We start from the raw sequence: 21,674 nt of genomic DNA, 5'->3' as shown, positions 1-21,674 counted from the left end.
AGAGCTGCGGCTCGGCAACAATACCCCAAGGGCAGGAAACTTACCGTGGAAGAGATCGAAACCAGGACGATCCGCAAGGTCATGTGGCGGCTGATGCCGTTTCTGGTCATTTGCTACTTCGTTGCTTACCTCGACCGAGTCAATGTCGGCTTCGCCAAGCTGCAGATGAACGCGGCACTCGGGTTGTCCGAGGCGGCCTACGGCTTCGGCGCCGGGCTGTTCTTCATCGCCTACTTCCTGCTGGAGGTGCCGTCGAACCTGGCCCTCGCCAAGTTCGGCGCGCGGCTGTGGATCGCCCGCATCATGTTCAGCTGGGGCCTGATCTCGGCTCTGTTCGCCTACATCCAGCCGATCTCGCGGGCGACCGGGATCTCGAACGAGTACGTGTTCTTCATCCTGCGCTTCCTGCTCGGCATCGCCGAGGCGGGCTTCTTCCCGGGCATCATCTTCTATCTCACGCTGTGGTTCCCGTCGGTCTACCGGGCCCGGGTCGTCGCGATGTTCATGCTGGCGATCCCGTTCTCGTCGATCGTCGGCGCGCCGGTTTCGGGTGCGCTCCTGAACATCACCGGGGCCGGCCACGAAGGCTGGCAGTGGCTGTTCATCCTCGAGGCGCTGCCGTCGATCGTGATGGCCATCGTGGTGATCTTCTACCTCACCGACCGGCCGGGCCAGGCGAAATGGCTGGCCGCCGACGAGAAGTCGTGGCTGGAGACGCGGCTCGAGACCGAGCGCAAGCAGAAGGTCGCCGTCGAGCACATGAGCATCGGCAAGGCGCTCTCGGACCCGCGGGTGCTGGCCTGCTCGTTCGTGTATTTCTGCCTCAACGCCGCGAGCTACGGCGTGGCGTTCTTCCTGCCGACCATCGTCAAGGGCTTCGGGGTCAGCAACTTCCAGACCGGCCTGCTCTCGGCGCTGCCCTTCGTGTTCGGGGCAGTCGGGATGGTGCTGCTCGGCCGCAGTTCCGACCGCACGCTGAAGCGCCGCGAGCACGTCTGCTTCGCGATGATCGTCGCGGCGGTCGGCGTCGCCGGGGCGGGCCTGGTGTCGAGCCCGGTCCTGGTGCTCGGGCTCCTGTGCCTGAGCCAGATCGGCGTCTCAGCGACGCCGCCGCTGCTCTGGCCGATCCCGAGCGCCTTCCTCACCGGCAGCTCGGCCGCCGCCGGCATTGCGGCGATCAACTCGATCGGCAACCTGTCGGGCTTCGCCGGTCCCTACGTCATGGGCTACCTCAAGGACCTGACCGGCACCTTCACCGCCGGCCTCCTCGTGCTCGGCGCGGTCACCCTCGCGGGCGGCATCGTGGCGATGACCCTCAAGGTCAGCCGCGACCTGGAGACGACGGCCACCCGGGCGGCCGCGGCGGAGTGAGAACGGCCCGCGCCGCCTGACCGATGCGGTCGACGGCGCGGGTCATGAGGCAACCGGGGCGTTCTGGCTGGACTATCAGCCCCTTTCCACCTCTCGCCCTCATCCTGAGATGTCGGTTCATCTCCGATGGACTGACCTCGAAGGAGGCCTCCTTCGAGGCGTGCGCTTCGCTTCGGCACCTCGGGATGAGGTCGCGGGTGGGAGAGCATGATCGCGACGGGCTCCCCGCCAGTGTCGTGGACCGGGCGTTCGGGAGCCGTCAGCTCCCGAGCGACCGCAGGGCTGGGTACAGGCCGCGATAAAGCGTGAGCCGCTCGGCATAGGCTTGCGCGAGGCCGGGATCCGGCCGCACGGTCTCTCCGCGCTCCGGCGGGGTGCAGACCGCGTCGGCCGCCTCGCCGGTCACCGCGAGCCGCGCGAGGCGGGCCGCCCCGAAGGCGCCGCCATGCTCACCCTCGGCGAGCGGGCGCAGGGGCAGGTCGAGGACGCTCGCCAGGATCCGGATCCACGCGCCCGACCGCGAGCCGCCACCGATGACGTCCGCCGCCTCGACCTGCGTGCCGGAGGCCCGCACCGCGTCGAGGCAGTCGCGCAGCGAGAACGCCACGCCCTCCATCACTGCCTGCGTCAGGGCAGCCCGATCGGTACCCGCCGACAGGCCCGCGAAGGCGCCGCGCACCGCGCCGTCGTTGTGCGGCGTGCGCTCGCCGGCGAGGTAGGGCAGGAACAAGGCCTCGCTCGGTCGCTCCACCGGACCGACCTCCGCTACCAGGCGCGCCTCGTCGGTTCCGGCGATGCCGGCCCACCAGGCGAGCGAGGCGGCGGCCGAGAGGGTCACGCCCATCTGGTGCCAGCGGCCCGGCAGGGCGTGGCAGAAGGCGTGGACCGCGCCTTCCGGGTAGGGCCGTGCGCCGTCGGTGTTGGCAAACAGCACGCCGGAGGTGCCGAGCGACACGAAGGCGTCGCCGGGCCGGATCGCGCCCAGCCCGACGGCTCCCGCGGCGTTGTCGCCCGCGCCGCCGGCGAGGAGCGGCGGGCTCGCCATGCCCCAGCGCCGGGCGAGATCCGGGCGCAGGACGCCCGCGGCTTGCGAGCCCTCGACGAGGCGCGGCATCGCGGCGGGCGTGAGCCCCGTCGCCGCGAGCGCGTCGCCCGACCAGCTTCTTGCCGCGACGTCGAGCCAGAGGGTGCCGGAGGCGTCCGACATCTCCTCGATCGCCTCGCCCGTGAGCGCGAGGCGCAGCCAGGCCTTGGGCAGCAGGACCCGGGCGGTCTTCGAAAAGATCTCGGGCTCGTGCGCCCGCACCCAGAGCAGCTTCGGGGCGGTAAAGCCCGGCATGGCGATGTTGCCGGCGACCCGGCGCAGGTCCGGCCAGGCCGCCTCCAGGGCGGCGCATTCGGCGGTGGCGCGGGTGTCGTTCCACAGGATGCAGGGGCGCAGCACCCGGTCATTCGCGTCGAGGAGCACCGCGCCGTGCTGCTGGCCCGACAGGCCGATGCCCCGGACCGCGGCGAGTTCCGCCGGGTGGCGCGCCTTCAGGCCATCGAGGACCTGCTCCAGGGCGCGCCACCACTGCGCCGGGTCCTGCTCGCTCCAGCCCGGATGCGGGCGGCTGACGGAGAGCGGCGCGGTGGCGCTGCCGACGATCGCTTGCGCGTCGTCGACCAGGACGGCCTTGAGGCCGGAGGTGCCGAGATCGAGACCGAGATACATCAGGCGGACACTCTCAACGCAGCACCGACAGGAGGTCGTCGCGGGTCGGCAGGTCGGCGCCGAGGCGGGTGCAGGTGATGCCGGCCGCCGCCACCGCCTCGGACAGGATGTCCCGCAGGGCCTCGGCGTCGAGGGCGAAGAGCGCCTCGCGCGCGAGCCGCCCGTCGCGGTCGAGGCGGGCGAGCAGGGCGGCGTGGAAGGTGTCGCCGGCGCCGACCGTATCGATCACCGCGACCTTGCGCCCCGGGACGGAGACCGGCCCGGCGGCGTGGTAGGCCCGCGCCCCGTCCGGCCCGGCGGTGACGACGACGAGCGCCACGCCCGCGTCGAGCCAGCCCCGCGCGACCGCGCCCTCGTCGGCGCCCGCCCCGTAGGCCGCGCGCAGGTCCTCGTCGGAGAGCTTGACGATGTCGGCGTGCGCCGCGAGCTCGGCGAACCGGGCGTGCCAGCGATCCAGGTCCGGGATCAGGCCGAGGCGCAGGTTGGGGTCGAGGCTGATGACCCGCCGCCGCGCCTCGCGCCTGGCGAGCGCCGCGTAGGCGGTGCCGACCGGCTCGGCCACCAGGGAGAACGACCCCATGGCGATCGCCCGCACCGCGTCGGGCAGGCTCGCCGGCAGCTCGGCGGGACCGAGGTCGGCATGCGCGCAGGATTCGGCGTGGAAGGTGTAGGCGGGGTGGCCGTCCGCGCCGGTCGAGACGATGGCGAGCGGCGTCGGCCGCGGGCTCTCCTTGGCGAAGGCGAGGTCGACGCCCTCCGCCGCCAGCCGGTCGGCCAGCATCCGCCCGAAGGCGTCCGAGGACAGGCCGGCGAAAAAGCCGCTCGCGGCGCCGAGCCGGCGGATGCCGATCGCCAGGTTGAACGGCGAGCCCCCCGCCACCGCCAGCGCCGGCAGGCCGCCGCGCTCCGGCGCCGGGCGTCCGGACTCGACGAAGAGGTCGATCAGGGCTTCGCCGCAGACCAGGATCATGGGGCTTTCCTCATGCGGCAGGTGAGTTCGCGCGACTGATGGTGTACGTCCCCTCTCCCCGCGGGCGGGGAGAGGGCCGCGACGACCTTGTCGTCGGCGCGGCGAGGCGGCGCATCGATCCCGTAGGGATCGACCCGAAGGTGAGGGGGTGATGCCGAAAGAGGCTCCTCCGGAACCACCCCCTCACCCTCGCCCTACGGGCTTGCTGCATCTCCTGAACGGAGACGCAGCCCTCTCCCCGCCCGCGGGGAGAGGAGAAATTCTGCGTTCTGCTGGATGACGGACGCTTCCATTCTTCACGCCGCCAGCGGGTGGCGCGAGCGGTGCGGCAGGGCCCGGCCCTCGCCGTCGAACAGGTGGGTCGCCGCGGGATCGATCGCCAGGCGCACCGCCTCGCCCACCCGCACCGGCGCGCTACCCTCGATCTGGGCCACCACCGTGGTGCCGCCCGCGACCGTCACGTGGGCGAGCGTCAGGCCGCCGAGGCGCTCGACGTGGCTCACCTCGCCGGCGAGCGCCCCATCCGCACCCGGCTTCAGCGCCTCCGGGCGGATGCCGAGGGTCACGCGCGTGCCGGGGGCGGCGCGCGCGGCCTCCACCGGCACCACGACCTCGCCGCCGCCGGGCAGCACCACCCGCACCCCGGCCGGATCGGCGCCGGTCGCCTGCACCGGCAGCAGGTTCATCCGCGGGCTGCCGATGAAGCCGGCGACGAACAGGTTCGCCGGATGATGGTAGAGTTCGAGCGGCGAGCCGACCTGCTCGATCCGCCCGGCCTGGAGCACCACGATCTTGTCGGCCATCGTCATCGCCTCGACCTGGTCGTGGGTGACGTAGATCATCGTGGCGGCGAGGTCGCGGTGGAGGCGCGCCAGCTCGATCCGCATCTGGCCGCGCAGAGCCGCGTCGAGGTTCGAGAGCGGCTCGTCGAACAGGAAGATCTTCGGGTGGCGCACGATGGCCCGCCCGATCGCGACGCGCTGGCGCTGGCCCCCCGACAGGTCCTTCGGCTTGCGGTCGAGATAGGCGTCGAGCTGGAGGATGCGCGAGGCCTCCGCCACCTTGGCGGCGCGCTCGGCCTTCGAGGCGCCGGCGAGCTTGAGGGCGAAGGCCATGTTGTCGCGCACGCTCATGTGCGGATAGAGCGCGTAGGACTGGAACACCATCGCGAGGCCGCGGTCGGCCGGGCCGACCTCGTTGACCCGGGCGCCGTCGATGAAGAGATCCCCGTCGGTGATCTCTTCCAGGCCCGCGATCATCCGCAGGAGCGTCGACTTCCCGCAGCCCGACGGTCCGACGAAGACCGCGAATTCGCGGTCGGCGATGTCGAGGTCGACGCCCTTGATGATCTCGGCGTCACCGTAGCTCTTGCGCAAGCCGCGGAGGCGAAGGGTAGCCATGGTTCGGGGCTCCTACTTGACGGCGCCGAAGGTGAGGCCGCGCACCAGCTGGCGCTGCGACAGCCAGCCGAAGACCAGGATCGGCGCCACCGCCACCGTCGAGGCGGCGGACAGCTTGGCGAAGAACAGTCCCTGCGGGCTCGAGAACGAGGCGATGAAGGCGGTCAGCGGTGCCGCCGCCGACGAGGTCAGGTTGAGGCTCCAGAACGCCTCGTTCCAGCACAGGATCAGCGAGAGCAGCCCCGTCGAGGCGACGCCCGGGAGCGTCAGCGGCAGGAGCAGGTGCCAGACCTCGGCGCCGGTGCGCGCGCCGTCCATCCGCCCGGCCTCCAGGATGTCGTTCGGCACCTCCTTGAAGAAGGTGAACAGCATCCAGACCACGATCGGCAGGTTCATCAGCGTGTAGACGACGATGAGGCCGATGCGGGTGTCGAGGAGCCCGAGGGTGCGGAACACGAGGTAGATCGGCACCAGCACGCCGACCGAGGGCAGCATCTTGGTCGAGAGCATCCACAGCAGCGTCGAGCGGGTGCGCTTCGTCGGGTGGAAGGCCATGACGTAGGCCGCCGGAATGGCGAGCGCCAGCGCCAGCACCGTGCCGCCGACCGAGATCAGCACCGAGTTCAACGCGAAGGAGAGGTAGTCGGCCCGGGCCAGCACGTCGCCGTAGCTCTGGAGCGTCGGCGCGAAGGCGAGCGAGGGGGTCACCGCCTCCGGCTCGCTCTTCAGGCTGGTGAGGAGCATCCACAAGAGCGGGAAGAACAGCACGAAGGCCGCGCCCCAGCCGAGGATCGCGATGCCGACGCGCTTGGGCAGAGATTGCTTCCTCACCTCACACCTCCAGCCGGCGCGCGATGGTGCGCACGAGGAAGAACGCCACGACGTTGGCAAGCACGATCGCCACCACGCCGCCGGCCGAGGCGCCGCCGACGTCGTATTGCAGGAGCGCGCGGGCGTAGATCAGGAAGGCGAGGTTGGTGGTGGCGTTGCCGGGCCCGCCCGCGGTGGTGACGTAGATCTCGGCGAAGACGGTGAGCAAAAAAATCGTCTCGATCATCACCACCACGCTGATCGCCCGGGAGAGGTGCGGCAGCACGATGTAGAAGAATTGCGCCAGCGCGCCGGCCCCGTCCATGCGGGCGGCCTCGAGCTGCTCGCGGTCGAGGGACTGGACGGCGGTGAGCAGGATCAGGAGCGCGAAGGGCAGCCACTCCCACGACACGATCAGGATGACCGAGAGCAGCGGATAATCGGCGAACCAGTCGACGGCCGGCAGGCCGAGCGCGCGAGCCACGGCGCCGAAGACGCCGTAGATCGGGTGCATCATCAGGTTCTTCCAGATCAGCGCCGCGACCGTCGGCATGACGAAGAATGGCGCGATCGCGAACAGCCGGGCGACGTCGCGGCCCGGGAACGGCTGGTCGAACAGCACCGCCAGCAACGTGCCGCCGACCACCGTGATGACCAGCACCGAGCCGACGAGGAGGAGCGTGTTGGTGAGCGAGGCCCAGAAATCCGGGTCGGTGACCAGGAACTCGTAATTGTCGAACCCGGCAAAGCCCGTCACCGTCGGGTCGAGCAGGTTGTAGCGCTGGAACGAGAACCACACGGTCATCACCAGCGGCACGATCATCCAGATCAGCAGCACGGTGACCGAGGGGCCGATGAGCGGCAGGCCGTTGAAGCGGCGGCCCTTGGTGGAGGCCGTGGTGGGGGTGGACATCCGGCGTCGCCTCGTCGCGCGGGTCTCGGGTCAGGGCCGTGGGTGGCCCCGGCATTATGACTATCCCATGCCAGGCAGGGCTGTGTCGGAAAGAAGAAGGCGCGGGATCACCTCTCCCGTGTGGGAGAGGGGTAGGGGTGAGGGTGCTACGGTCCTGAGTCTGACGCTAAGCGTCGAGCTGCCAGCACTACGGTTCCAGTTAGACTCAGAACCGTAGCACCCTCACCCCCGACTCCTCTCCCACACGGGAGAGGGGAGTGCGCCTCGTCCTGTCTCGGGGTTAGCTGTTCAGGCCGTGGGCCGGTCCTACTTCGGATACCCCGCCTGCCGCATCGTCCGCTCGGTCGCCGATTGCGCGGCCTTGAGCGCCGCGTCGACCGTCTGCTGGCCGGTGAGCGTCGCCGCGACGGTCTGGCCGACCTGGGTGCCGATGCCCTGGAACTCGGGGATCGCCACGAATTGCGCCCCCGTATAGGGCCGCGGGTTCTTGGTCTGGCCGCTCGGGTTGGCGCTGTCGATCGCCTTCAGGACGAAGCCCGCGAAGGGCGCGGCCTTCTGGTAGTCGGCCGACTTGTAGGTCGATTCGCGGGTGCCCGGCGGCACCGCGACCCAGCCGTTTTCCTTCGCCACCATCTCGACATAGGCCTTGCTGGTCGCCCAGGCGACGAAGGTCTTGGCGGCGTCCTTCTGCTTGGAGGAGGCTGGGATGCCGAGGTTCCAGCTCCACAGCCAGGTCGGCCCGCCCTTGAAGCTGCCGACCGGCATCGGCGCGAACGCGACCTTGTCGGCGACCTGCGACTGCTTCGGGTCGTAGAGCAGGCCGGCCGCGACGGTCGAGTCGATCCACATCGCGCAGCGGCCGCTGGCGAACAGGGCCAGGTTCTCGTTGAAGCCGTTCGAGGTCGCGCCGGGCGGGCCGTAGTTCTTCAAGACCTCGGTGTAGTAGGTGAGCGCGTTCTTCCACTCGGGCGTGTCGATCGTGGTCTTCCAGCCCTCGCCGAACCACTGGCCGCCGAAGGTGTCGACGAGCGTCGTGACGTAGGCCATGTTCTCGCCCCAGCCCGGCTTGCCGCGCAGGCAGAGGCCGTAGGTCTGGCTCGCCTTGTCGGTGAGCTTCGCGGCGAAGCCCTTGATCTCGTCGTAGGTCGGGGCCTCCGGCATGGTCAGGCCGGCCTTGTCGAACAGGTCCTTGCGGTAATAGGTCATCGCGCTCTCGCCGTAGAACGGCAGCGCATAGAGCTTGCCGTCGCGGCTCACGCCCTCGCGGACGGTCTTGAGCAGGTCGTTGGCGTCGTAATCGGCCGGCAACCCGTCCATCGGCTCGAGCCAGTTCTGACGCGCCCAGATCGGCACCTCGTAGTTGCCGATGGTCAGCACGTCGAACTGGCCGGCCTTGGTGGCGATGTCGGTGGTGACGCGCTGGCGCAGCACGTTCTCCTCCAGCACCACCCAGCGCAGCTTGATGTCCGGATGGGCCTTCTCGAAGGCCGAGGACAGCTTCTGCATCACCACCATGTCGCCGTTGTTGACGGTGGCGATGGTCAGGGTCGATTCGGCGAGCGCCGGCGTGCCGGCGAGAAGGGCCCCGGCGAGCAGCAGGGTGTGCGTCCGTCTCACGTCGTATCCTCCCGTCGCGCCGCTCTCACCCTGTGGGGGGCGCCGTTGCGCGCAATTGGTGAGCGTCCGGTGGGACGGCGTCAAGCCGGGAGGATGGAGCAAGATGCCGTTGCGGCATCGTCGTCCACGGGGTTTGCGGTGGACGAATCGTAGCTTTAAAGCTACAAACGTTCATGCCGACGATCAGACAGACCCTCGTCTTTCGTGCATGGATCGTCGGCCTTCGTGACGAGCGTGCCCGGCTCCGCATCGATACTCGCATCCGGCGTCTCTCGCTAGGAAATGCGGGCGACGCCAAGTCTGTCGGAGACGGTGTCAGCGAGTTACGGATTGATTACGGCCCGGGCTACAGGGTCTACTTCATGCAACGGGGCCCTGAGATCGTGATCCTGCTTTGTGGTGGCGACAAGCGCACGCAGGACAAGGATATTCTCGCCGCGAAGCGTCTCGCCCAACAACAGGAGTGACGACATGCCTCTCGAAACCGTCCCGTGGGACGTCGTCGACAGCCTCGACACGCCGGAGCGCGTGGCGCTCTACCTGGAGGCCGTCCTGGAGGAGGGCGATCCGGTCCTTCTCGCCGCGGCGCTCGGCGACATCGCCCGGGCGAAAGGAATGGCTCAGGTCGCCCGGGAGACCGGCCTGTCGCGGGAGACCCTGTATCGCACCCTGTCCGACGAGGGGAACCCGCAGCTCAAGACCCTGATGGCGGTGCTCAAGGCCCTCGGGCTGAAGCTGGCCGTCGCGCCGGTCGTCGCGACCGAGGCCGGGGCGGCCTGAAGGACCGCCCCGGCGGCCTCACGCCGCCCGCCGCGCCGCCTCGTCGAGCGTCGCCTGGATGCCGTGTCCGTCGAGCATCCCGAGCCATTCCGCCACCGGCGCGACGAGGCGCGGGTCGTCGCCGAGCTCGCCGAAGAGCGGGCGGATGCCGAGCAAGGGGCGCGGATCGGGACCGCCCGCGATCGCCTTTTCGCGCAGCAGCGCCGCCATCGGGTGGCGCACCTCGATCGCGCCGCCGCGCTCGTCCACGCCGCGCACCCGGCGCAGCCAGGCGGCGAGGGCCAGCGCCAGGAACTCGACGCTGCCGCCCTGCTCCAGCCGGCCGCGGATCGGGTCGACCAGCACGTTGAGCGGCGCGTCGGTGTTGACCCGCTCGACCGTGTCGCGGATCGCCGGGTTGGCGAAGCGCGCGACCAGCGTGCGCTTGTAGTCCGCCAGGTCGATCCCCGGCACCGGCGGCACGGTCGGGCCGGTCTCCCGGTCCATGAGCGCCGTCATGACCGCGGCGATGCGCGGGTCGGCCATCGATTCGTCGATCGTGACGTAGCCGGCGAGCCGCCCCAGCCCCGAGACCGCGAGGTGGCTGCCGTTGAGGAGGCGCAGCTTCATGAACTCGTAGGGCGCGACGTCCGCGACGAACTGCGCGCCGACCCTCTCCCAGGCCGGCCGCCCGGCGGGGAAGCGGTCCTCGATCACCCACTGGGTGAAGGTCTCGCTGAAGACCGGCCAGGAATCGGCGAGGCCGTGGCGCTCAGCCAGGCCCGCGACGTCGGCGGGCGCCGTCACCGGGGTGATGCGGTCGACCATGGTCGAGGGGAAGACGACCTGTGCGGTAATCCACTCCGCCAGATCCGGATCGCGCAGGCGCGCCAGCGCCACCACCGCGTCGCGCAGGACGTCGCCGTTGTGCTGGATGTTGTCGCAGGTGAGCGGCGTGAAGGGCGGGCGCCCCGCCGCCCGCCGCCGCCGCAGGGCCTCGACGATGACGCCGATCGCGCTCCTCGGCCGCTCGGGCGCGGCGAGATCGGCGCGGATCAGCGGGTGGTCGGGGTCGAGCCGCTTCGTCGCCGGGTCGAGGCAGTAGCCGTTCTCGGTCACCGTCAGGCTGACGATGCGGATCGCCGGGTCGTCGATCGCATCGAGCACGGCCGCGGTCGTCTCGCCGGCGAAGGCGACGCCGGCGAGAGACCCGATCACCGTCACGGTCTCGTCGGCGCCCTCGCGCTCGACGAGGGTGTAGAGCGCGTCCTGCGGCGCCAGGGCGTCGATCATTCGCCGGTCGCCCGGCATCAGCCCGACCCCGAGGATGCCGAAGGCCAGCGCGTCGGGGTCGCGCTCCATCAGGTCGTGGGTGTAGCGGGCCATGTGCGCCCGGTGGAAGCCGCCGAGCCCGAGATGGACGATGCCGGCGCGCACCCGCGCCACGTCGTAGGCGGGCACCCGCACGCTCGGGCCGAGGGCGGCCAGCGTGGCGCGGCTGAGGGGCACGGGATCGCGGTCTGCGCTCATGGTCGTCGCTCGGACTGGCGGCGGGTGAAGGAACCCGGCGGGAGCGCCCTGATTAATGCGCCGCTGCGGCAGCGTCGATGGCCTGCGCGGCCGGCGCCGGCGCCGACGGGCGGGTGCGGGACGATCCCGGACGTGCGATCCTGCCGTTGGGGCAGCCGGGCGCCGGGCCCGGCTCGCCGCTCCTCGGGGGACGATCGCATGCAGATTCTGGTGAACGGCGTGCGCCTGTTCGTCGACGTGGCGAATTTCGGCCTCGCGCCGGCCCTCGACGGGATGCGCGAGAAGCCGACCCTGCTGGTGCTGCATGGCGGGCCGGGCTTCGACCATACCAGCCTCAAGGAGGCGTTCGCGGGCCTCGCCGACGTCGCCCAGGTCGTGTTCTACGACCATCGCGGCAACGGCCGCAGCGAGGGCGACGACCCCGCGACCTGGACCCTCGCGCAATGGGCCGAGGACGTGAAGGGCCTGTGCGACGCCCTCGGAATCGTCCGGCCGATCGTCTGCGGCCTGTCCTTCGGCGGCTTCGTCGCCCAGGCCTACGCCACCCGCTACCCCGACCATCCGAGCAAGCTGATCCTGCTCAGCACGGCGGCCCGGATCGACTTCCCGACCGTCTTCTCCGCCTTCGCGCGCGTCGGCGGCCCGGAGGTCGGGGCCATCGCCGAGAGCTACTGGACGAACCCGACCGCCGAGGGGCGGGCGCGCTTCTTCGAGCGCTGCGTGCCCTTCTTCCGCCACCGCCGGGACCGCCCGCCGGCCGATGTCTCGCGCGTCATCATGCGCACGGAGGTGGCGCTGCACTTCAACGGCCCGCGCAACGAGCACGGCCGCTTCGATTTCCGCGCCGATCTCGGCCGCTTGCGCTGCCCCGTGCTGCTGATGGCGGGCGAGCACGATCCCATCGTGCCGATGCCCCTCGTCGAGGAGACCGCCGCGGCGATCCCCGCGCACCTGCTGCGCTTCGAGCGGCTGAGCGGGTGCAGCCACCAGATCCACGGCGACGACCCGGAGCGGGTGTTCGGGGCGATGCGAGAGTTCATCGCTGGGTCGGATGCGCAACCTGCGGCGAAGTGATCGCTATCAGGGACCGGGACGCGAAACAGGACAAAGCTGGATACCGAGGCGCTGACCCGTCTCCCACCGCGTCGCCGCGATGTCCCTTGACGCCAACACATGTTGTCCCATCATGACAACATGCCGGCGGAACTTCTCATTCGCCGTCGCGTCGCGTTCGACGAACGTGACTTCGCCGAGCTGGTGGTGTGGCGGGTTCCAACGCCGGTCCCGCCGACGGATCATGGGTTCAAGTATCGCCTCGTCGACGGCGCTCGGGTGATCGGCTTCGACAACGAGCGCGGCAAGGGCGATCACCGGCATGACGAGGGCCAGGAGACGCCGTATCGCTTCGTCGACGTCGACCGATTGCTTGGCGACTTCGTCGAAGCCGTCGACAGCTGGAGGAAGAGCCATGGCAAGGACTGAGATCAAGGTCGGCCAGAGCCTGCGCGAGGCGGCGGCCGAGGTCGCGGCGGCCTGGAAGGCCGCGGAGGCCGGCCAGCCCATCGCGGCCGATGACCGCCTCGTGTTCCGGAACTGGGAGGCCCTGTGCGCGGTGCTGACGCCGAAGCGCCTCGACCTCCTGCGGCATCTCCGGCGCTCGCCCGAGACCGGCATTCGCCCTCTGGCCCGGGCCCTCGGCCGGGACGTACGGCGCGTGCACGCCGACGTGGTCGCTCTGGCCGAACTGGGGCTCGTCGTGCGGGCGCAGGATGGCGGGCTGTCGAGCGAAGTCGACGAGATCGCCTCGACGATCCGGATCGCCGCGTAGCGGCGCCTGTCCGGAGAGGCGAGGGCGTCACCCCGGCCCCGCCTCCTCCCGCATCGCCGCGAGGCCGAGGCGGACGTGGTCGCGAAACAGCCGCACCCGGGCGGGCAATTCGCGCCCGGCGAGGCTGACGGCGCGCAGCACGCCGCCGCGGCTCGCCCAGTCGGGCAGCACCGGCACCAGGGCGCCTTCCTTCAGGGCGCGGGCCGCCACCAGGCTCGGAATGTGGCCGATGCCGGCGCCGGCCCGGGTCAGGCGCAGCACCGTGGCGTAGTCGGTGGCGCGGATCGCCGGCTGGGCGGTGACGTGGCCCTCGCGGCCCTGCCCGTCCGAGAGCCGCATCTGGGCCGGGCCGAGGCGCTCGCGCGACAGGATCAGGTCGTGGGCGCCGAGGTCGTCGAGGGTGTCGGGCGACCCGCGGGCGGCGAGGTAGGAGGGCGCCGCGTAGAGGCCGATCATCAGGCTCGCGAGCACCGGGGCGCGGTAACCGCCGTCCTGGCCCTCGCCGCTGCCGAGGCGCAGGGCGAGGTCGATGCGGTTGGCCGCGAGGTCGAGGCGGGCATCGGTGATGAGGAGGTCGATCGTGACCTGCGGGTAGAGCCCGCGGAAGCTCGCGACGAGGTCGGGCATCACCTCGATGCCGAAATCGATCGAGGTGGTGACCCGCAGGTGGCCCCGCGGCAGGGTGCGGGCGTTGCGGGCGGTCTCGAGCGCGCCGTCGAGGAGGCCGAGGCTCTCCTGCGCCTTGGCGTGGAAGGCCAGCCCCTCTACCGTCGGCGAGACCGCCCGCGGCGTGCGCGCGAGCAGGGTGACGCCGAGTTCCTGCTCCAGCCGCGAGACCCTGCGGGAGATGCTGCCTTTGGTTTCCCCGAGGATTTCCGCCGCCTGGGTCACGGTTCCGTGATCCACCACGGCGCAGAACGCCCGCACATCAGAGAGAGCACCCCGGAAGGTTTCCGATCCAGCAACCATGTGTCCCGGTTTAGCTGTCTTACGCCTGCGACGGAACCGGCTTAATCGAGGGGCCGCCCGCGGGGTTGCGGTGCAGTGAGCCCGGGTCCCGGGCCGCGCCCGTCCCCGCCGACACGGAGTCGTTCTCGTGAAGCTGTCCGTTCTCGCCCTCGGCCTCGCCGCCGGTCTCGCCCTCGCCGCCCCGGCCAGCGCCCAGGGCGCCGCGACCCGCGACCCCGCCCAGATCCCGGCGGGCACCTACGTGGTCGATCCCGGCCACACCCAGGCGGTGTTCACGGTCAACCATTTCGGCTTCTCGCAGTACACGGGCATCTTCTCGGACGTCTCCGGCACCCTGGAGCTGCAGCCGGCCAAGCCCGCCGAGAGCCGCCTGAAGGTCACCATCCCGGTGAAGTCGCTCTACACCCCGAGCCAGCACATGCTGGACTCGCTGAAGAGCGACAAGTTCCTCGACGTCGCCCAGTTCCCGGAGATGACCTTCACCTCCACCAAGGTGACGCCCGAGGGCAAGGACAAGGCCAAGGTCGTCGGCGACCTGACCCTGCACGGCGTGACCAAGCCCGTGACCCTCGAGGTGACGCTCGTCGGCGCCGGCGCCAACCCGATGAACAAGAAGCAGACCGTCGGCTTCGAGGCCAAGGGCACGATCAAGCGCTCGGAGTTCGGCGTGAAGGCCTTCGTGCCGGCCGTCAGCGACGAGGTCCACCTCGTCCTCAACGGCGCCTTCGAGCGCAAGGACTAAGTGCACCTCACGAAACTCCCGCTGCGCTGGCGCCGCCCCATCGAGCGACGCCGGTGACCGGGAGTTTCGTGAGAGACACCAACTCCTCGGAAGCCGAAGGTCCCGATCCCAAGGTCTCGATTATCATGCACACGGTCGCGACACCCCGTCGCTACACCCTCGTCGCGATCGTGCTGCACTGGCTGATCGCCCTCGGCATCCTGGCCCTGCTGGCCCTGGGCCTCGCGATGACGCGGGGCCCGCTCTCGCCGATGGACCGCTTCGCCTTCTACCAGTGGCACAAGTCCGTCGGCCTCACCGTGCTGGTGCTGATGGTCGTCCGCGTCGCCTGGCGGCTCACCCACCGGCCGCCGCCGCTGCCCGACGCGATGCCGAAGGCCGAGCGGCGGGCGGCGCACCTGGCCCACCTGGCGCTCTACGGCCTGCTGCTGGCCATGCCGCTCGTCGGCTGGGCGATGGTCTCGGCCTCGCCCTACAACATCCCGACGGTGCTCTACGGGACGATCCCCTGGCCGCACCTGCCGGTCCTGCCCGAGCTGCCGAACAAGGCGGCGGTCGAGGGTGTGCTGAAGCTCGTGCACAGCTACGGCGCCTGGCTGCTGATGGCGCTCCTCGTCCTGCATGTCGGCGCGGCCCTGCGCCACCACCTCGCGCTGCGCGACGACACCCTGTGGCGGATGCTGCCCCTGGTGCCGCGGCCCAGCCCGAAGCCTTGAGGTCTCCTCGCGATGAAGTCTCTCGTCCTCGCCCTCGCCCTGGTCTCCGCACCCCTCGCGGCGCAGGCCGCTGACTGGATTGTCGATCAGGGGAAGAGCCGCATCGGCTTCTCCGGCACCCAGGTCGGCGCGCCGTTCAAGGGCCGCTTCACCCGCTACGACGCGCAGATCAGCTTCGATCCGCAGAAGCCCGAAGCCGGCAAGGCGGTGGTGCTCGTCGACCTGACCAGCGCCGAGACCGGCGACAAGCAGCGCGACGAGGCCCTGCCGCAGGCCGACTGGTTCAACGCCGCCAAGGACAAGCAGGCCCGCTTCGAGGCGACCCGCTTCGTGCCGAAGGGCGGCGACGCCTACGACGCCGTCGGCACGCTGACGATCCGCGGGATGCGCAAGGACGTCACCCTGCCGTTCCGCCTGACCGTCACGGGCGGCACCGCCCACGCGGTCGGCCATCTCGACCTCGTGCGCACCGATTACGGCGTCGGCCAGGGATCGTGGGCCAACGACTCGATGGTCGCCCTGCAGGTCGGGGTGGACATCGACGTGACGGCGAGCGTGAAGACGGGCGGCTGAGCCCGTCCCGCCGACGCCCCCCCCGCGAAAGCCTCCTCCTCGGGCGGCCGCCGCCCCGCGGCCCCGATCCCGCTCTTGCGCGATGCCGTCGTACCTTGGCAGACAGGGTCTATGGACGGCCCGGCCCGGTGAACGGGCGGAAAGGGTGCCGCCGAACGGGAGGAGACGGGACATGGCCCAGAACACGGCGCAGGATCTGGCCGGCAAGGTCGCCTGGGTGACGGGCGCGGGTAGCGGCATCGGCGAGGCGGCGGCGCTGGCGCTCGCCGGGGCGGGCGCCCGGGTGGTGCTGACCGGGCGCCGTGAGGAGCCGCTGCGGGCGCTCGCCACGCGCATCGCGGAATCCGGGGCCGAGGCCGTGGTCGAGCCCGGCGACGTCACCGACGCGGGCCGCATCAAGGCCATCGTGGAGAGCATCGCGTCGCGGTTCGGCCGGCTCGACGTGCTGGTGAGCAATGCCGGCAGCAACGTGCGCGAGCGGCGCTGGGACGCCCTGTCGCCGGAGGGCGCGCAGGAGGTGATCCAGGCCAACCTGTCGAGCGCCTTCTACGCCTCGCTCGCGGTGCTGCCGCTGATGCGGGAACAGGGCGACGGCGTCCTGATCCACACCGCCTCCTGGGCCGGGCGCTTCGTCAGCCCGGTGAGCGGGCCGGCCTACACGGCGGCCAAGCACGCGGTGGTGGCGATGAGCCACAGCATCAACATGGAGGAATGTGTCAACGGCATCCGCTCGACGGTCCTGTGCCCGGCCGAGGTCGCGACCCCGATCCTCGACAAGCGCCCGGTTCCGGTGACGCCCGAGGACCGGGCCCGCATGCTCCAGCCCGACGACATGGCGGCGCTGGTCCTGTTCGTGGCGACGCGCCCGAAGCACGTCTGCCTCAACGAGGTGGTGATCAGCCCGACCTGGAACCGCGGCTACGTGCCGGACGCCAAGCTGGGGTCGCGCCTCGGTTCCTGAATCTTCGGCCTGAATCGCCGGGGCGTGCGGATCGACGGCTTCGGGGAACCGCCTCGCGCGGTCACCCGAAGCCGGTGGGGGCTCAGATGCCCTGCGGCGTCGCGGTGCGGGCAGCCTCCGCATCGGCCTTCAGCTGCATCTCGCTCCGGTGCAGCCGGCTGAGCAGCACGAGCATGCGGCCCGGCAGGGCCGTATCCTCGGCGGTGAGCGGCGCCGCACGGCGCCAGGGTGCGGTCTCGCGCACCGCAGTGGGGGTGTCCCGCAGGATGGGAAGATCCCGCACGGGAGCCTGAGCCGGGGCGGCGGAGACACCCGTCCGAACCTGCTCGCGAACTCGGGTACGCATCGTAGGATCCTTCAACGGCCGGCTTCTGGCGACCGGCGCCGCTATGAACGCCGCCCCGCTGCGCCGGTTCCGCGGGGGCAGTTCAAGTTTCCCTGTCGACAGGTCGGCCGTGCCGCCGCCGCCACACCCTTTCGGGGGGCCAGGGCGATTCGGCCGGCGGGAGAGATGCCGCGCCGGCGTGACGGGGCGGTGACGGCGGGCGGCGCGGATGCTATGGCGCGGGGCATGCTCGAAGGCCTGCCGCCCCATCGCCCGACCCACGTGCTGCGTCTCGACACGAACGAGCGCGCGGCCCGCGCCATGACCGACCTGATCGGCGAGGTGTTCGACCCGACCGAGACCGCGGTCGCGGCTTTCGAGGCCGAGGACGGCAAGACCTGGCACCTCGAGGCCTACTTCTCCGAGGAGCCCGACGAGGAGGCGGTGCGCGAGCTGATCCGCCCGATCCTGGGCGACGCCGCCGACGAGGCCACCTTCGCCGAGATCGACCAGCAGGACTGGGTCCGCACCTCTCTGGAGGGCCTGAAGCCCGTGCGGGCCGGGCGCATCCTGGTCCACGGCTCGCACGACCGCGGGCGGGTGCAGCCGAACGACCTGCCGATCGAGATCGAGGCGGCGCTCGCCTTCGGCACCGGGCATCACGGCACCACGCTCGGCTGCCTGCTCGCCCTCGTCGACGAGGTGAAGCGGCGCCGGCCGCACCGCATCCTCGACGTCGGCACCGGCACCGGCATCCTGGGGCTTGCCGCCGCGCGCCTCCTCCACACCACGGTGGTGGCCGGCGACCTCGACCCGGAGGCGGTGGCGACCGCGCGGACCAACGCCGCCTTCAATGGCCTCGCCAACCTGATGGCCTTCTACGAGGCGCCGGGCCTGCGCCACCCGCTCGCCCGCCACACCCGCGCCTTCGACCTCGTCTTCGCCAACATCCTGGCCCGGCCGCTGCGGGGGCTCGCACCGAGCCTCGCCCGCGCGGTGGCGACGGACGGCACCCTGGTGCTGTCGGGCCTGATCCCCCGCGACGTGCCGGGCGTGCTTTCGGCCTACGCCGCGCAGGGCTTCCGCCTGCGCCGGCGGCGCCTGATCGAGGGCTGGGTCACCCTGGAGTTGCGCCGCGGCGGGGCGGCGTCCAGGCCGCGCTGAGCCAATCCATGCTGAACCCCGCGGCCTCGTGCAAGGAACAGGCACACCGCTGATCGGTTGTCCGGGCATCGCCGCCTACCGGTAGGGAGTATAAGCATCCTGGCCGGCCGGCGGTCCGTGCGCGCGGACGGCCAATCCCGGTCCTTCGCGGCACGAGCCTCGGAGACCGATCAGCGATGAAGGCCCTCGTCTGGCACGGCACGGCGGATATCCGCTGCGACACGGTTCCCGATCCGACGATCGAGGACGGGCGCGACGCGATCATCAAGGTGACCTCCTGCGCCATCTGCGGCTCCGACCTGCACCTCTACGACCACTTCATGCCGGGCATGAAGTCGGGCGACATCATGGGCCACGAGACCATGGGCGAGGTGGTCGAGGTCGGGCGGGACAACAAGGCCTTGAAGGTCGGCGACCGGATCGTGGTGCCGTTCACCATCATCTGCGGCCAGTGCGAGCAGTGCAAGCGCGGCAACTTCTCGGTCTGCGAGCGCACGAACCGCAACAAGACGCTCGCGGAGACCGCCTTCGGCCACACCACCGCGGGCCTGTTCGGCTACACCCACCTCACCGGCGGCTATCCGGGCGGCCAGGCCGAGTACCTGCGGGTGCCCTTCGCCGACGCCACCCACATCAAGGTGCCGAACGGCATCCCGGACGAGAAGCTGCTCTTCCTCTCCGACATCTTCCCGACCGGCTGGCAGGCGGCGGTGCAGTGCGACATCCAGCCGGAGGACACGGTGGCGATCTGGGGCTGCGGCCCGGTCGGCCAGATGGCGATCCGCTCGGCGATCCTGCTCGGGGCGCGACGCGTCATCGCCATCGACCGGGTGCCCGAGCGCCTGACCATGGCGCGGGCCGGCGGCGCCGAGACGATCAACCTCGAGGAGGAATCGAACGTCGTCGCCAGGCTCAACGACATGACCGACGGCAAGGGCCCGGAGAAGTGCATCGACTCGGTCGGCATGGAGGCCCACGCCACCTCCTCGCTCGACGCGATCTACGACCGCGCCAAGCAGGCGGTGATGCTGGAGAGCGACCGGCCGCACGTGCTGCGCCAGATGATCATGGCCTGCCGCCCGGCCGGCGTGCTGTCGATTCCCGGCGTCTATGGCGGCCTGATCGACAAGGTGCCGTTCGGCGCCGCGATGAACAAGGGCCTGACCTTCCGCATGGGCCAGACCCACGTCAACCGCTGGACCGACGACCTCCTGCGGCGGATCGAGGAGGGGCAGATCGACCCGTCCTTCGTCATCACCCACACGGTGGGGCTGGAGCAGGGGCCGGAGATGTACCGGACGTTCCGGGACAAGCAGGACGGCTGCATCAAGGTGATGATCCGGCCATGAGGATCCAGCCATGACGCGCTCAGCCATGAAACGCACCGTCGATCCCCGCTCCCGCGCCGCGCACGACGCGCTCGCCCGCGGCCTCGGCTGGTTCTCGATCGGCCTCGGCCTCGCCGAGATCCTGGCGCCGCGGGCGCTCTGCCGGGCGCTCGGCCTTCAGGGCCGCGAGGCCCTGATCCAGGCCTACGGCGCCCGCGAGGTCGCCACCGGCGCCGCGATCCTGATGAGCCACGATCCGACGCCGTGGATCTGGGGACGGGTCGCGGGCGACGCCCTCGACCTCGCCACGCTGGCGACCGGCTTCGAGGGCGACAACCCCCGCGCCGGCACCCTGGCGCTGGCGACCGCCGCGGTGGCCGGCGTGACGCTCGCCGACATCGTCTGCGTCCAGGGGCTCACGGCCGACAAGCGCCCGGCGCCGCGGGGTGCCTACGAGTACCACAACCGCAGCGGCTATCCCGGGGGCCTCGCCTCCGCCCACGGCGCCGCCCGCGACTTCGCGGTGCCGCGGGACTTCCGCATCCCCGGCCCGCTGCGCCCCTGGCGCGACGGCCGGCCGGCGGCGTGAGCATCGGTTCTGCCGGCATGGCCGGCAGAACCGATGGCCCTCGATGTCATTTTCGGGTTCCGCTTTCGGGGGTCTCGAGAGGATGTCGAGGGTTTCGACGTCGTCGGGGCCAACGAAAAGGGCCGCCTCACGGCGGCCCTCCCGTCCCGGCTTGCGCCCGGACCTTACTCCTTGTCGCCGCGATGGATGCCCTTCTCGCGGTTCTCCTTCAGGCGGCCGTCGTCCGAATGCTGCACGGTGCCCTGGTTCGGGGTCTCGGGATTCTTGTGGTTGTGCCGGCCGTCGTCAGTGTTCGTCGACTGAGACTGCTGCTTCTTGTCCGCCATTCCCGTATCTCCCATGATCTGCGGCGCACCGCGATGAGTGATCCGATAACATATGATCGGGATACGGGTTCCTGGTAAATCGCACGACTGTGCGTGACGGCGCGCGACATTCCGTCGGTGCCGGCTTGATGTCGCAGAGGACTGGAAATCGATCGTTCAAGCCGTAGCCCGGGGGAACCAAACGCCGGAGTGGGAATGGACACGCGGTTCGCTCGCCGGACGACGCCCCGCCTTCGTTGCACGGGGCGCAGCCCAACGGGACACCAGGGATTCGACATCCCGCGACGTGGCCGGGAGCACGCCTGCGCGGGATCCGACGGCTTCCGGTCTCGACGACGGTGACGTCAGTTGACGGAACGCGGGATCGGGCGTCCGCGGCAAGCCGCCCGGAATTGCTGCCGGGTCAGCCCGCGGAGGCCGCGCCGGTTCGCCGCGCCCGTGCAAGCGGCCTTGCGGTCGGCCTTGCTGAGGACCCGGGTCGCGGTGGTCGGCACGTCGGTGGGGCTCGGCGCCGTGTAGGACTGAGCATGGGCGGCGCCTGCGGTGCCGGCCAGGACGAGGACGATCAGGGCAGCTTTCAACACGGCGGGCGGCTCCATAACTCGCGAGAGTGAGGTGAACAGGCCACCCAGCCCAGCAAGGGCCGGGCCAATGGCCCCGCTTGCTGCATCGGTCGCGCTGCAGGCGCGTTGCCGCCGGGATGCCCCGCGGGTGAGCCGGGCCGTTGCGGGGCCGGGTGCGACCGCGCGATTCCCGGACGACCACCGTGCCGCCGGCCGCGGGCCCGGGCCTCCTCGACCCGGGGCATACAGGTCGCCGGGTGCGCCTCGGGCGAGACGGGGCCGCCCCCCCCCCCCCCCCGTCGCGCTGCCGCCGGCCCCGGAGGCGGCGGCAACGTCCGATCCTCTCGGATCCCTGTTGCCCCAAGGGGAGATTGCCCCTAGCATCGTCGCATGAGCCCGACCCGCCCGATGATGACCGTCCGAGGCCGACGCTGCGTTCGACGCGGTCGGCGGGATCGGGGCGTGTAGCGCCTCGCCAGCTTGAGCAGCCTGCGCTGCTTGCTGGC

24 protein-coding genes are annotated in these 21,674 nt (G+C 71.0%); 13 read left to right on the top strand and 11 right to left on the bottom strand.

From position 1 onward, the window contains the following. Window positions 1-45 precede the first annotated feature (45 nt). Entirely contained in the window at window positions 46-1,371 is a 1,326-nt protein-coding gene (locus ACS5PV_RS10815) for an MFS transporter (RefSeq protein ID WP_455395333.1), read from the top strand. A 259-nt stretch (window positions 1,372-1,630) separates the two neighbouring features. On the opposite strand, the gene xylB is transcribed toward ACS5PV_RS10815, so the two are convergent. The 6 genes from xylB to ACS5PV_RS10785 form a co-directional block, all read right to left on the bottom strand. Beyond that, the gene (gene xylB / locus ACS5PV_RS10810) at window positions 1,631-3,085 is read right to left on the bottom strand and encodes a xylulokinase (RefSeq protein WP_455395332.1); all 1,455 of its coding nucleotides are present in this window, start codon (window positions 3,083-3,085) and stop codon (window positions 1,631-1,633) included. Window positions 3,086-3,098: 13 nt separating this feature from the next. Beyond that, window positions 3,099-4,055, bottom strand: coding sequence for a carbohydrate kinase family protein (locus ACS5PV_RS10805; RefSeq protein WP_455395331.1), 957 nt, complete (start codon window positions 4,053-4,055; stop codon window positions 3,099-3,101). A 296-nt stretch (window positions 4,056-4,351) separates the two neighbouring features. Further along, window positions 4,352-5,455, bottom strand: a complete 1,104-nt coding sequence (locus tag ACS5PV_RS10800; RefSeq protein ID WP_455395330.1) for an ABC transporter ATP-binding protein — start codon at window positions 5,453-5,455, stop codon at window positions 4,352-4,354. Between the two features lie 12 nt (window positions 5,456-5,467). Then, window positions 5,468-6,286 (bottom strand): carbohydrate ABC transporter permease, encoded by an 819-nt coding sequence (locus ACS5PV_RS10795; RefSeq protein WP_455395329.1) that lies wholly within the window; start codon window positions 6,284-6,286, stop codon window positions 5,468-5,470. Window position 6,287: 1 nt separating this feature from the next. After that, window positions 6,288-7,178, bottom strand: a complete 891-nt coding sequence (locus tag ACS5PV_RS10790) for a carbohydrate ABC transporter permease (protein ID WP_455395328.1) — start codon at window positions 7,176-7,178, stop codon at window positions 6,288-6,290. Between the two features lie 306 nt (window positions 7,179-7,484). Further along, window positions 7,485-8,795 (bottom strand): ABC transporter substrate-binding protein, encoded by a 1,311-nt coding sequence (locus ACS5PV_RS10785; protein ID WP_455395327.1) that lies wholly within the window; start codon window positions 8,793-8,795, stop codon window positions 7,485-7,487. 173 nt (window positions 8,796-8,968) lie between these two features. Between ACS5PV_RS10785 and ACS5PV_RS10780 the strand changes: the two genes are divergently transcribed. Continuing rightward, window positions 8,969-9,262, top strand: coding sequence for a type II toxin-antitoxin system RelE/ParE family toxin (locus tag ACS5PV_RS10780; protein ID WP_455395326.1), 294 nt, complete (start codon window positions 8,969-8,971; stop codon window positions 9,260-9,262). A 4-nt stretch (window positions 9,263-9,266) separates the two neighbouring features. After that, entirely contained in the window at window positions 9,267-9,575 is a 309-nt protein-coding gene (locus tag ACS5PV_RS10775) for an addiction module antidote protein (RefSeq protein WP_455395325.1), read from the top strand. An 18-nt stretch (window positions 9,576-9,593) separates the two neighbouring features. Here ACS5PV_RS10775 and ACS5PV_RS10770 read toward each other — a convergent pair whose 3' ends face one another. Then, window positions 9,594-11,084 (bottom strand): mannitol dehydrogenase family protein, encoded by a 1,491-nt coding sequence (locus tag ACS5PV_RS10770; RefSeq protein ID WP_455395324.1) that lies wholly within the window; start codon window positions 11,082-11,084, stop codon window positions 9,594-9,596. A gap of 198 nt (window positions 11,085-11,282) precedes the next feature. On the opposite strand from ACS5PV_RS10770, the gene ACS5PV_RS10765 reads away from it, so the two are divergent. The 3 genes from ACS5PV_RS10765 (at window position 11,283) to ACS5PV_RS10755 (ending at window position 12,912) form a co-directional block, all read left to right on the top strand. Further along, window positions 11,283-12,158, top strand: a complete 876-nt coding sequence (locus tag ACS5PV_RS10765; protein WP_455395323.1) for an alpha/beta fold hydrolase — start codon at window positions 11,283-11,285, stop codon at window positions 12,156-12,158. 99 nt (window positions 12,159-12,257) lie between these two features. Then, window positions 12,258-12,566, top strand: coding sequence for a toxin-antitoxin system TumE family protein (locus ACS5PV_RS10760; RefSeq protein WP_455395322.1), 309 nt, complete (start codon window positions 12,258-12,260; stop codon window positions 12,564-12,566). After that, complete coding sequence (locus tag ACS5PV_RS10755) at window positions 12,553-12,912, top strand: HVO_A0114 family putative DNA-binding protein (RefSeq protein ID WP_455395321.1); 360 nt, start codon at window positions 12,553-12,555, stop codon at window positions 12,910-12,912. Before ACS5PV_RS10760 ends, ACS5PV_RS10755 begins: the two co-directional genes overlap by 14 nt. A gap of 27 nt (window positions 12,913-12,939) precedes the next feature. Here ACS5PV_RS10755 and ACS5PV_RS10750 read toward each other — a convergent pair whose 3' ends face one another. Further along, on the bottom strand, window positions 12,940-13,881 hold the full coding sequence (locus ACS5PV_RS10750) for a LysR family transcriptional regulator (protein ID WP_455395320.1): 942 nt from the start codon (window positions 13,879-13,881) through the stop codon (window positions 12,940-12,942). A 127-nt stretch (window positions 13,882-14,008) separates the two neighbouring features. On the opposite strand from ACS5PV_RS10750, the gene ACS5PV_RS10745 reads away from it, so the two are divergent. From ACS5PV_RS10745 to ACS5PV_RS10730, 4 genes are all read left to right on the top strand, one after another. Beyond that, window positions 14,009-14,623, top strand: coding sequence for a YceI family protein (locus ACS5PV_RS10745; protein WP_455395319.1), 615 nt, complete (start codon window positions 14,009-14,011; stop codon window positions 14,621-14,623). A 68-nt stretch (window positions 14,624-14,691) separates the two neighbouring features. Then, window positions 14,692-15,339, top strand: a complete 648-nt coding sequence (locus ACS5PV_RS10740; protein WP_455395318.1) for a cytochrome b — start codon at window positions 14,692-14,694, stop codon at window positions 15,337-15,339. A 12-nt stretch (window positions 15,340-15,351) separates the two neighbouring features. Beyond that, window positions 15,352-15,912, top strand: a complete 561-nt coding sequence (locus ACS5PV_RS10735) for a YceI family protein (RefSeq protein WP_455395317.1) — start codon at window positions 15,352-15,354, stop codon at window positions 15,910-15,912. Window positions 15,913-16,084: 172 nt separating this feature from the next. After that, window positions 16,085-16,873, top strand: a complete 789-nt coding sequence (locus ACS5PV_RS10730; protein ID WP_455395316.1) for an SDR family oxidoreductase — start codon at window positions 16,085-16,087, stop codon at window positions 16,871-16,873. Window positions 16,874-16,955: 82 nt separating this feature from the next. Here the strand turns inward: ACS5PV_RS10730 and ACS5PV_RS10725 are convergent, their stop codons facing one another. Next, window positions 16,956-17,117 (bottom strand): hypothetical protein, encoded by a 162-nt coding sequence (locus tag ACS5PV_RS10725; protein WP_455395315.1) that lies wholly within the window; start codon window positions 17,115-17,117, stop codon window positions 16,956-16,958. A gap of 327 nt (window positions 17,118-17,444) precedes the next feature. Here ACS5PV_RS10725 and ACS5PV_RS10720 point away from each other — a divergent pair, with 327 nt between their 5' ends. The 3 genes from ACS5PV_RS10720 to ACS5PV_RS10710 all read left to right on the top strand — a co-directional run bounded on the left by ACS5PV_RS10720 (window position 17,445) and on the right by ACS5PV_RS10710 (window position 20,279). After that, window positions 17,445-18,362 carry a 50S ribosomal protein L11 methyltransferase gene (locus tag ACS5PV_RS10720; protein ID WP_455395539.1) on the top strand — a complete coding sequence of 306 codons (918 nt, stop codon included), beginning with the start codon at window positions 17,445-17,447 and terminating at the stop codon, window positions 18,360-18,362. A 176-nt stretch (window positions 18,363-18,538) separates the two neighbouring features. Continuing rightward, window positions 18,539-19,711, top strand: coding sequence for a zinc-dependent alcohol dehydrogenase (locus ACS5PV_RS10715; protein ID WP_455395314.1), 1,173 nt, complete (start codon window positions 18,539-18,541; stop codon window positions 19,709-19,711). 10 nt (window positions 19,712-19,721) lie between these two features. Beyond that, the gene (locus ACS5PV_RS10710) at window positions 19,722-20,279 is read left to right on the top strand and encodes a cyclase dehydrase (protein ID WP_455395313.1); all 558 of its coding nucleotides are present in this window, start codon (window positions 19,722-19,724) and stop codon (window positions 20,277-20,279) included. Between the two features lie 164 nt (window positions 20,280-20,443). On the opposite strand, the gene ACS5PV_RS10705 is transcribed toward ACS5PV_RS10710, so the two are convergent. Together ACS5PV_RS10705 and ACS5PV_RS10700 are read right to left on the bottom strand one after the other, a co-directional pair. Next, a complete protein-coding gene (locus ACS5PV_RS10705) occupies window positions 20,444-20,605 on the bottom strand; it encodes a hypothetical protein (RefSeq protein ID WP_455395312.1) in 162 nt (53 codons plus the stop codon). A 344-nt stretch (window positions 20,606-20,949) separates the two neighbouring features. Further along, window positions 20,950-21,189 (bottom strand): hypothetical protein, encoded by a 240-nt coding sequence (locus tag ACS5PV_RS10700; RefSeq protein WP_455395311.1) that lies wholly within the window; start codon window positions 21,187-21,189, stop codon window positions 20,950-20,952. Window positions 21,190-21,674 lie beyond the last annotated feature (485 nt).

It is taken from the genome of Methylobacterium sp. Gmos1 (assembly GCF_053764715.1).
The sequence above is the reverse complement of the archived record's forward strand: the minus strand, read 5'-3'. Positions and strand labels throughout refer to the sequence as shown.

What these genes read in the sequence shown, in the direction of transcription:
- xylB (WP_455395332.1), bottom strand. Translation starts at nt 3,085, where the DNA reads ATGTATCTCGGTCTCGATCTCGGCACCTCCGGCCTCAAGGCCGTCCTG.
- ACS5PV_RS10805 (WP_455395331.1), bottom strand. Translation starts at nt 4,055, where the DNA reads ATGATCCTGGTCTGCGGCGAAGCCCTGATCGACCTCTTCGTCGAGTCC.
- ACS5PV_RS10800 (WP_455395330.1), bottom strand. Translation starts at nt 5,455, where the DNA reads ATGGCTACCCTTCGCCTCCGCGGCTTGCGCAAGAGCTACGGTGACGCC.
- ACS5PV_RS10790 (WP_455395328.1), bottom strand. Translation starts at nt 7,178, where the DNA reads ATGTCCACCCCCACCACGGCCTCCACCAAGGGCCGCCGCTTCAACGGC.
- ACS5PV_RS10780 (WP_455395326.1), top strand. Translation starts at nt 8,969, where the DNA reads ATGCCGACGATCAGACAGACCCTCGTCTTTCGTGCATGGATCGTCGGC.
- ACS5PV_RS10775 (WP_455395325.1), top strand. Translation starts at nt 9,267, where the DNA reads ATGCCTCTCGAAACCGTCCCGTGGGACGTCGTCGACAGCCTCGACACG.
- ACS5PV_RS10770 (WP_455395324.1), bottom strand. Translation starts at nt 11,084, where the DNA reads ATGAGCGCAGACCGCGATCCCGTGCCCCTCAGCCGCGCCACGCTGGCC.
- ACS5PV_RS10765 (WP_455395323.1), top strand. Translation starts at nt 11,283, where the DNA reads ATGCAGATTCTGGTGAACGGCGTGCGCCTGTTCGTCGACGTGGCGAAT.
- ACS5PV_RS10760 (WP_455395322.1), top strand. Translation starts at nt 12,258, where the DNA reads ATGTTGTCCCATCATGACAACATGCCGGCGGAACTTCTCATTCGCCGT.
- ACS5PV_RS10755 (WP_455395321.1), top strand. Translation starts at nt 12,553, where the DNA reads ATGGCAAGGACTGAGATCAAGGTCGGCCAGAGCCTGCGCGAGGCGGCG.
- ACS5PV_RS10750 (WP_455395320.1), bottom strand. Translation starts at nt 13,881, where the DNA reads ATGGTTGCTGGATCGGAAACCTTCCGGGGTGCTCTCTCTGATGTGCGG.
- ACS5PV_RS10735 (WP_455395317.1), top strand. Translation starts at nt 15,352, where the DNA reads ATGAAGTCTCTCGTCCTCGCCCTCGCCCTGGTCTCCGCACCCCTCGCG.
- ACS5PV_RS10730 (WP_455395316.1), top strand. Translation starts at nt 16,085, where the DNA reads ATGGCCCAGAACACGGCGCAGGATCTGGCCGGCAAGGTCGCCTGGGTG.
- ACS5PV_RS10720 (WP_455395539.1), top strand. Translation starts at nt 17,445, where the DNA reads ATGCTCGAAGGCCTGCCGCCCCATCGCCCGACCCACGTGCTGCGTCTC.
- ACS5PV_RS10715 (WP_455395314.1), top strand. Translation starts at nt 18,539, where the DNA reads ATGAAGGCCCTCGTCTGGCACGGCACGGCGGATATCCGCTGCGACACG.
- ACS5PV_RS10710 (WP_455395313.1), top strand. Translation starts at nt 19,722, where the DNA reads ATGACGCGCTCAGCCATGAAACGCACCGTCGATCCCCGCTCCCGCGCC.
- ACS5PV_RS10705 (WP_455395312.1), bottom strand. Translation starts at nt 20,605, where the DNA reads ATGGCGGACAAGAAGCAGCAGTCTCAGTCGACGAACACTGACGACGGC.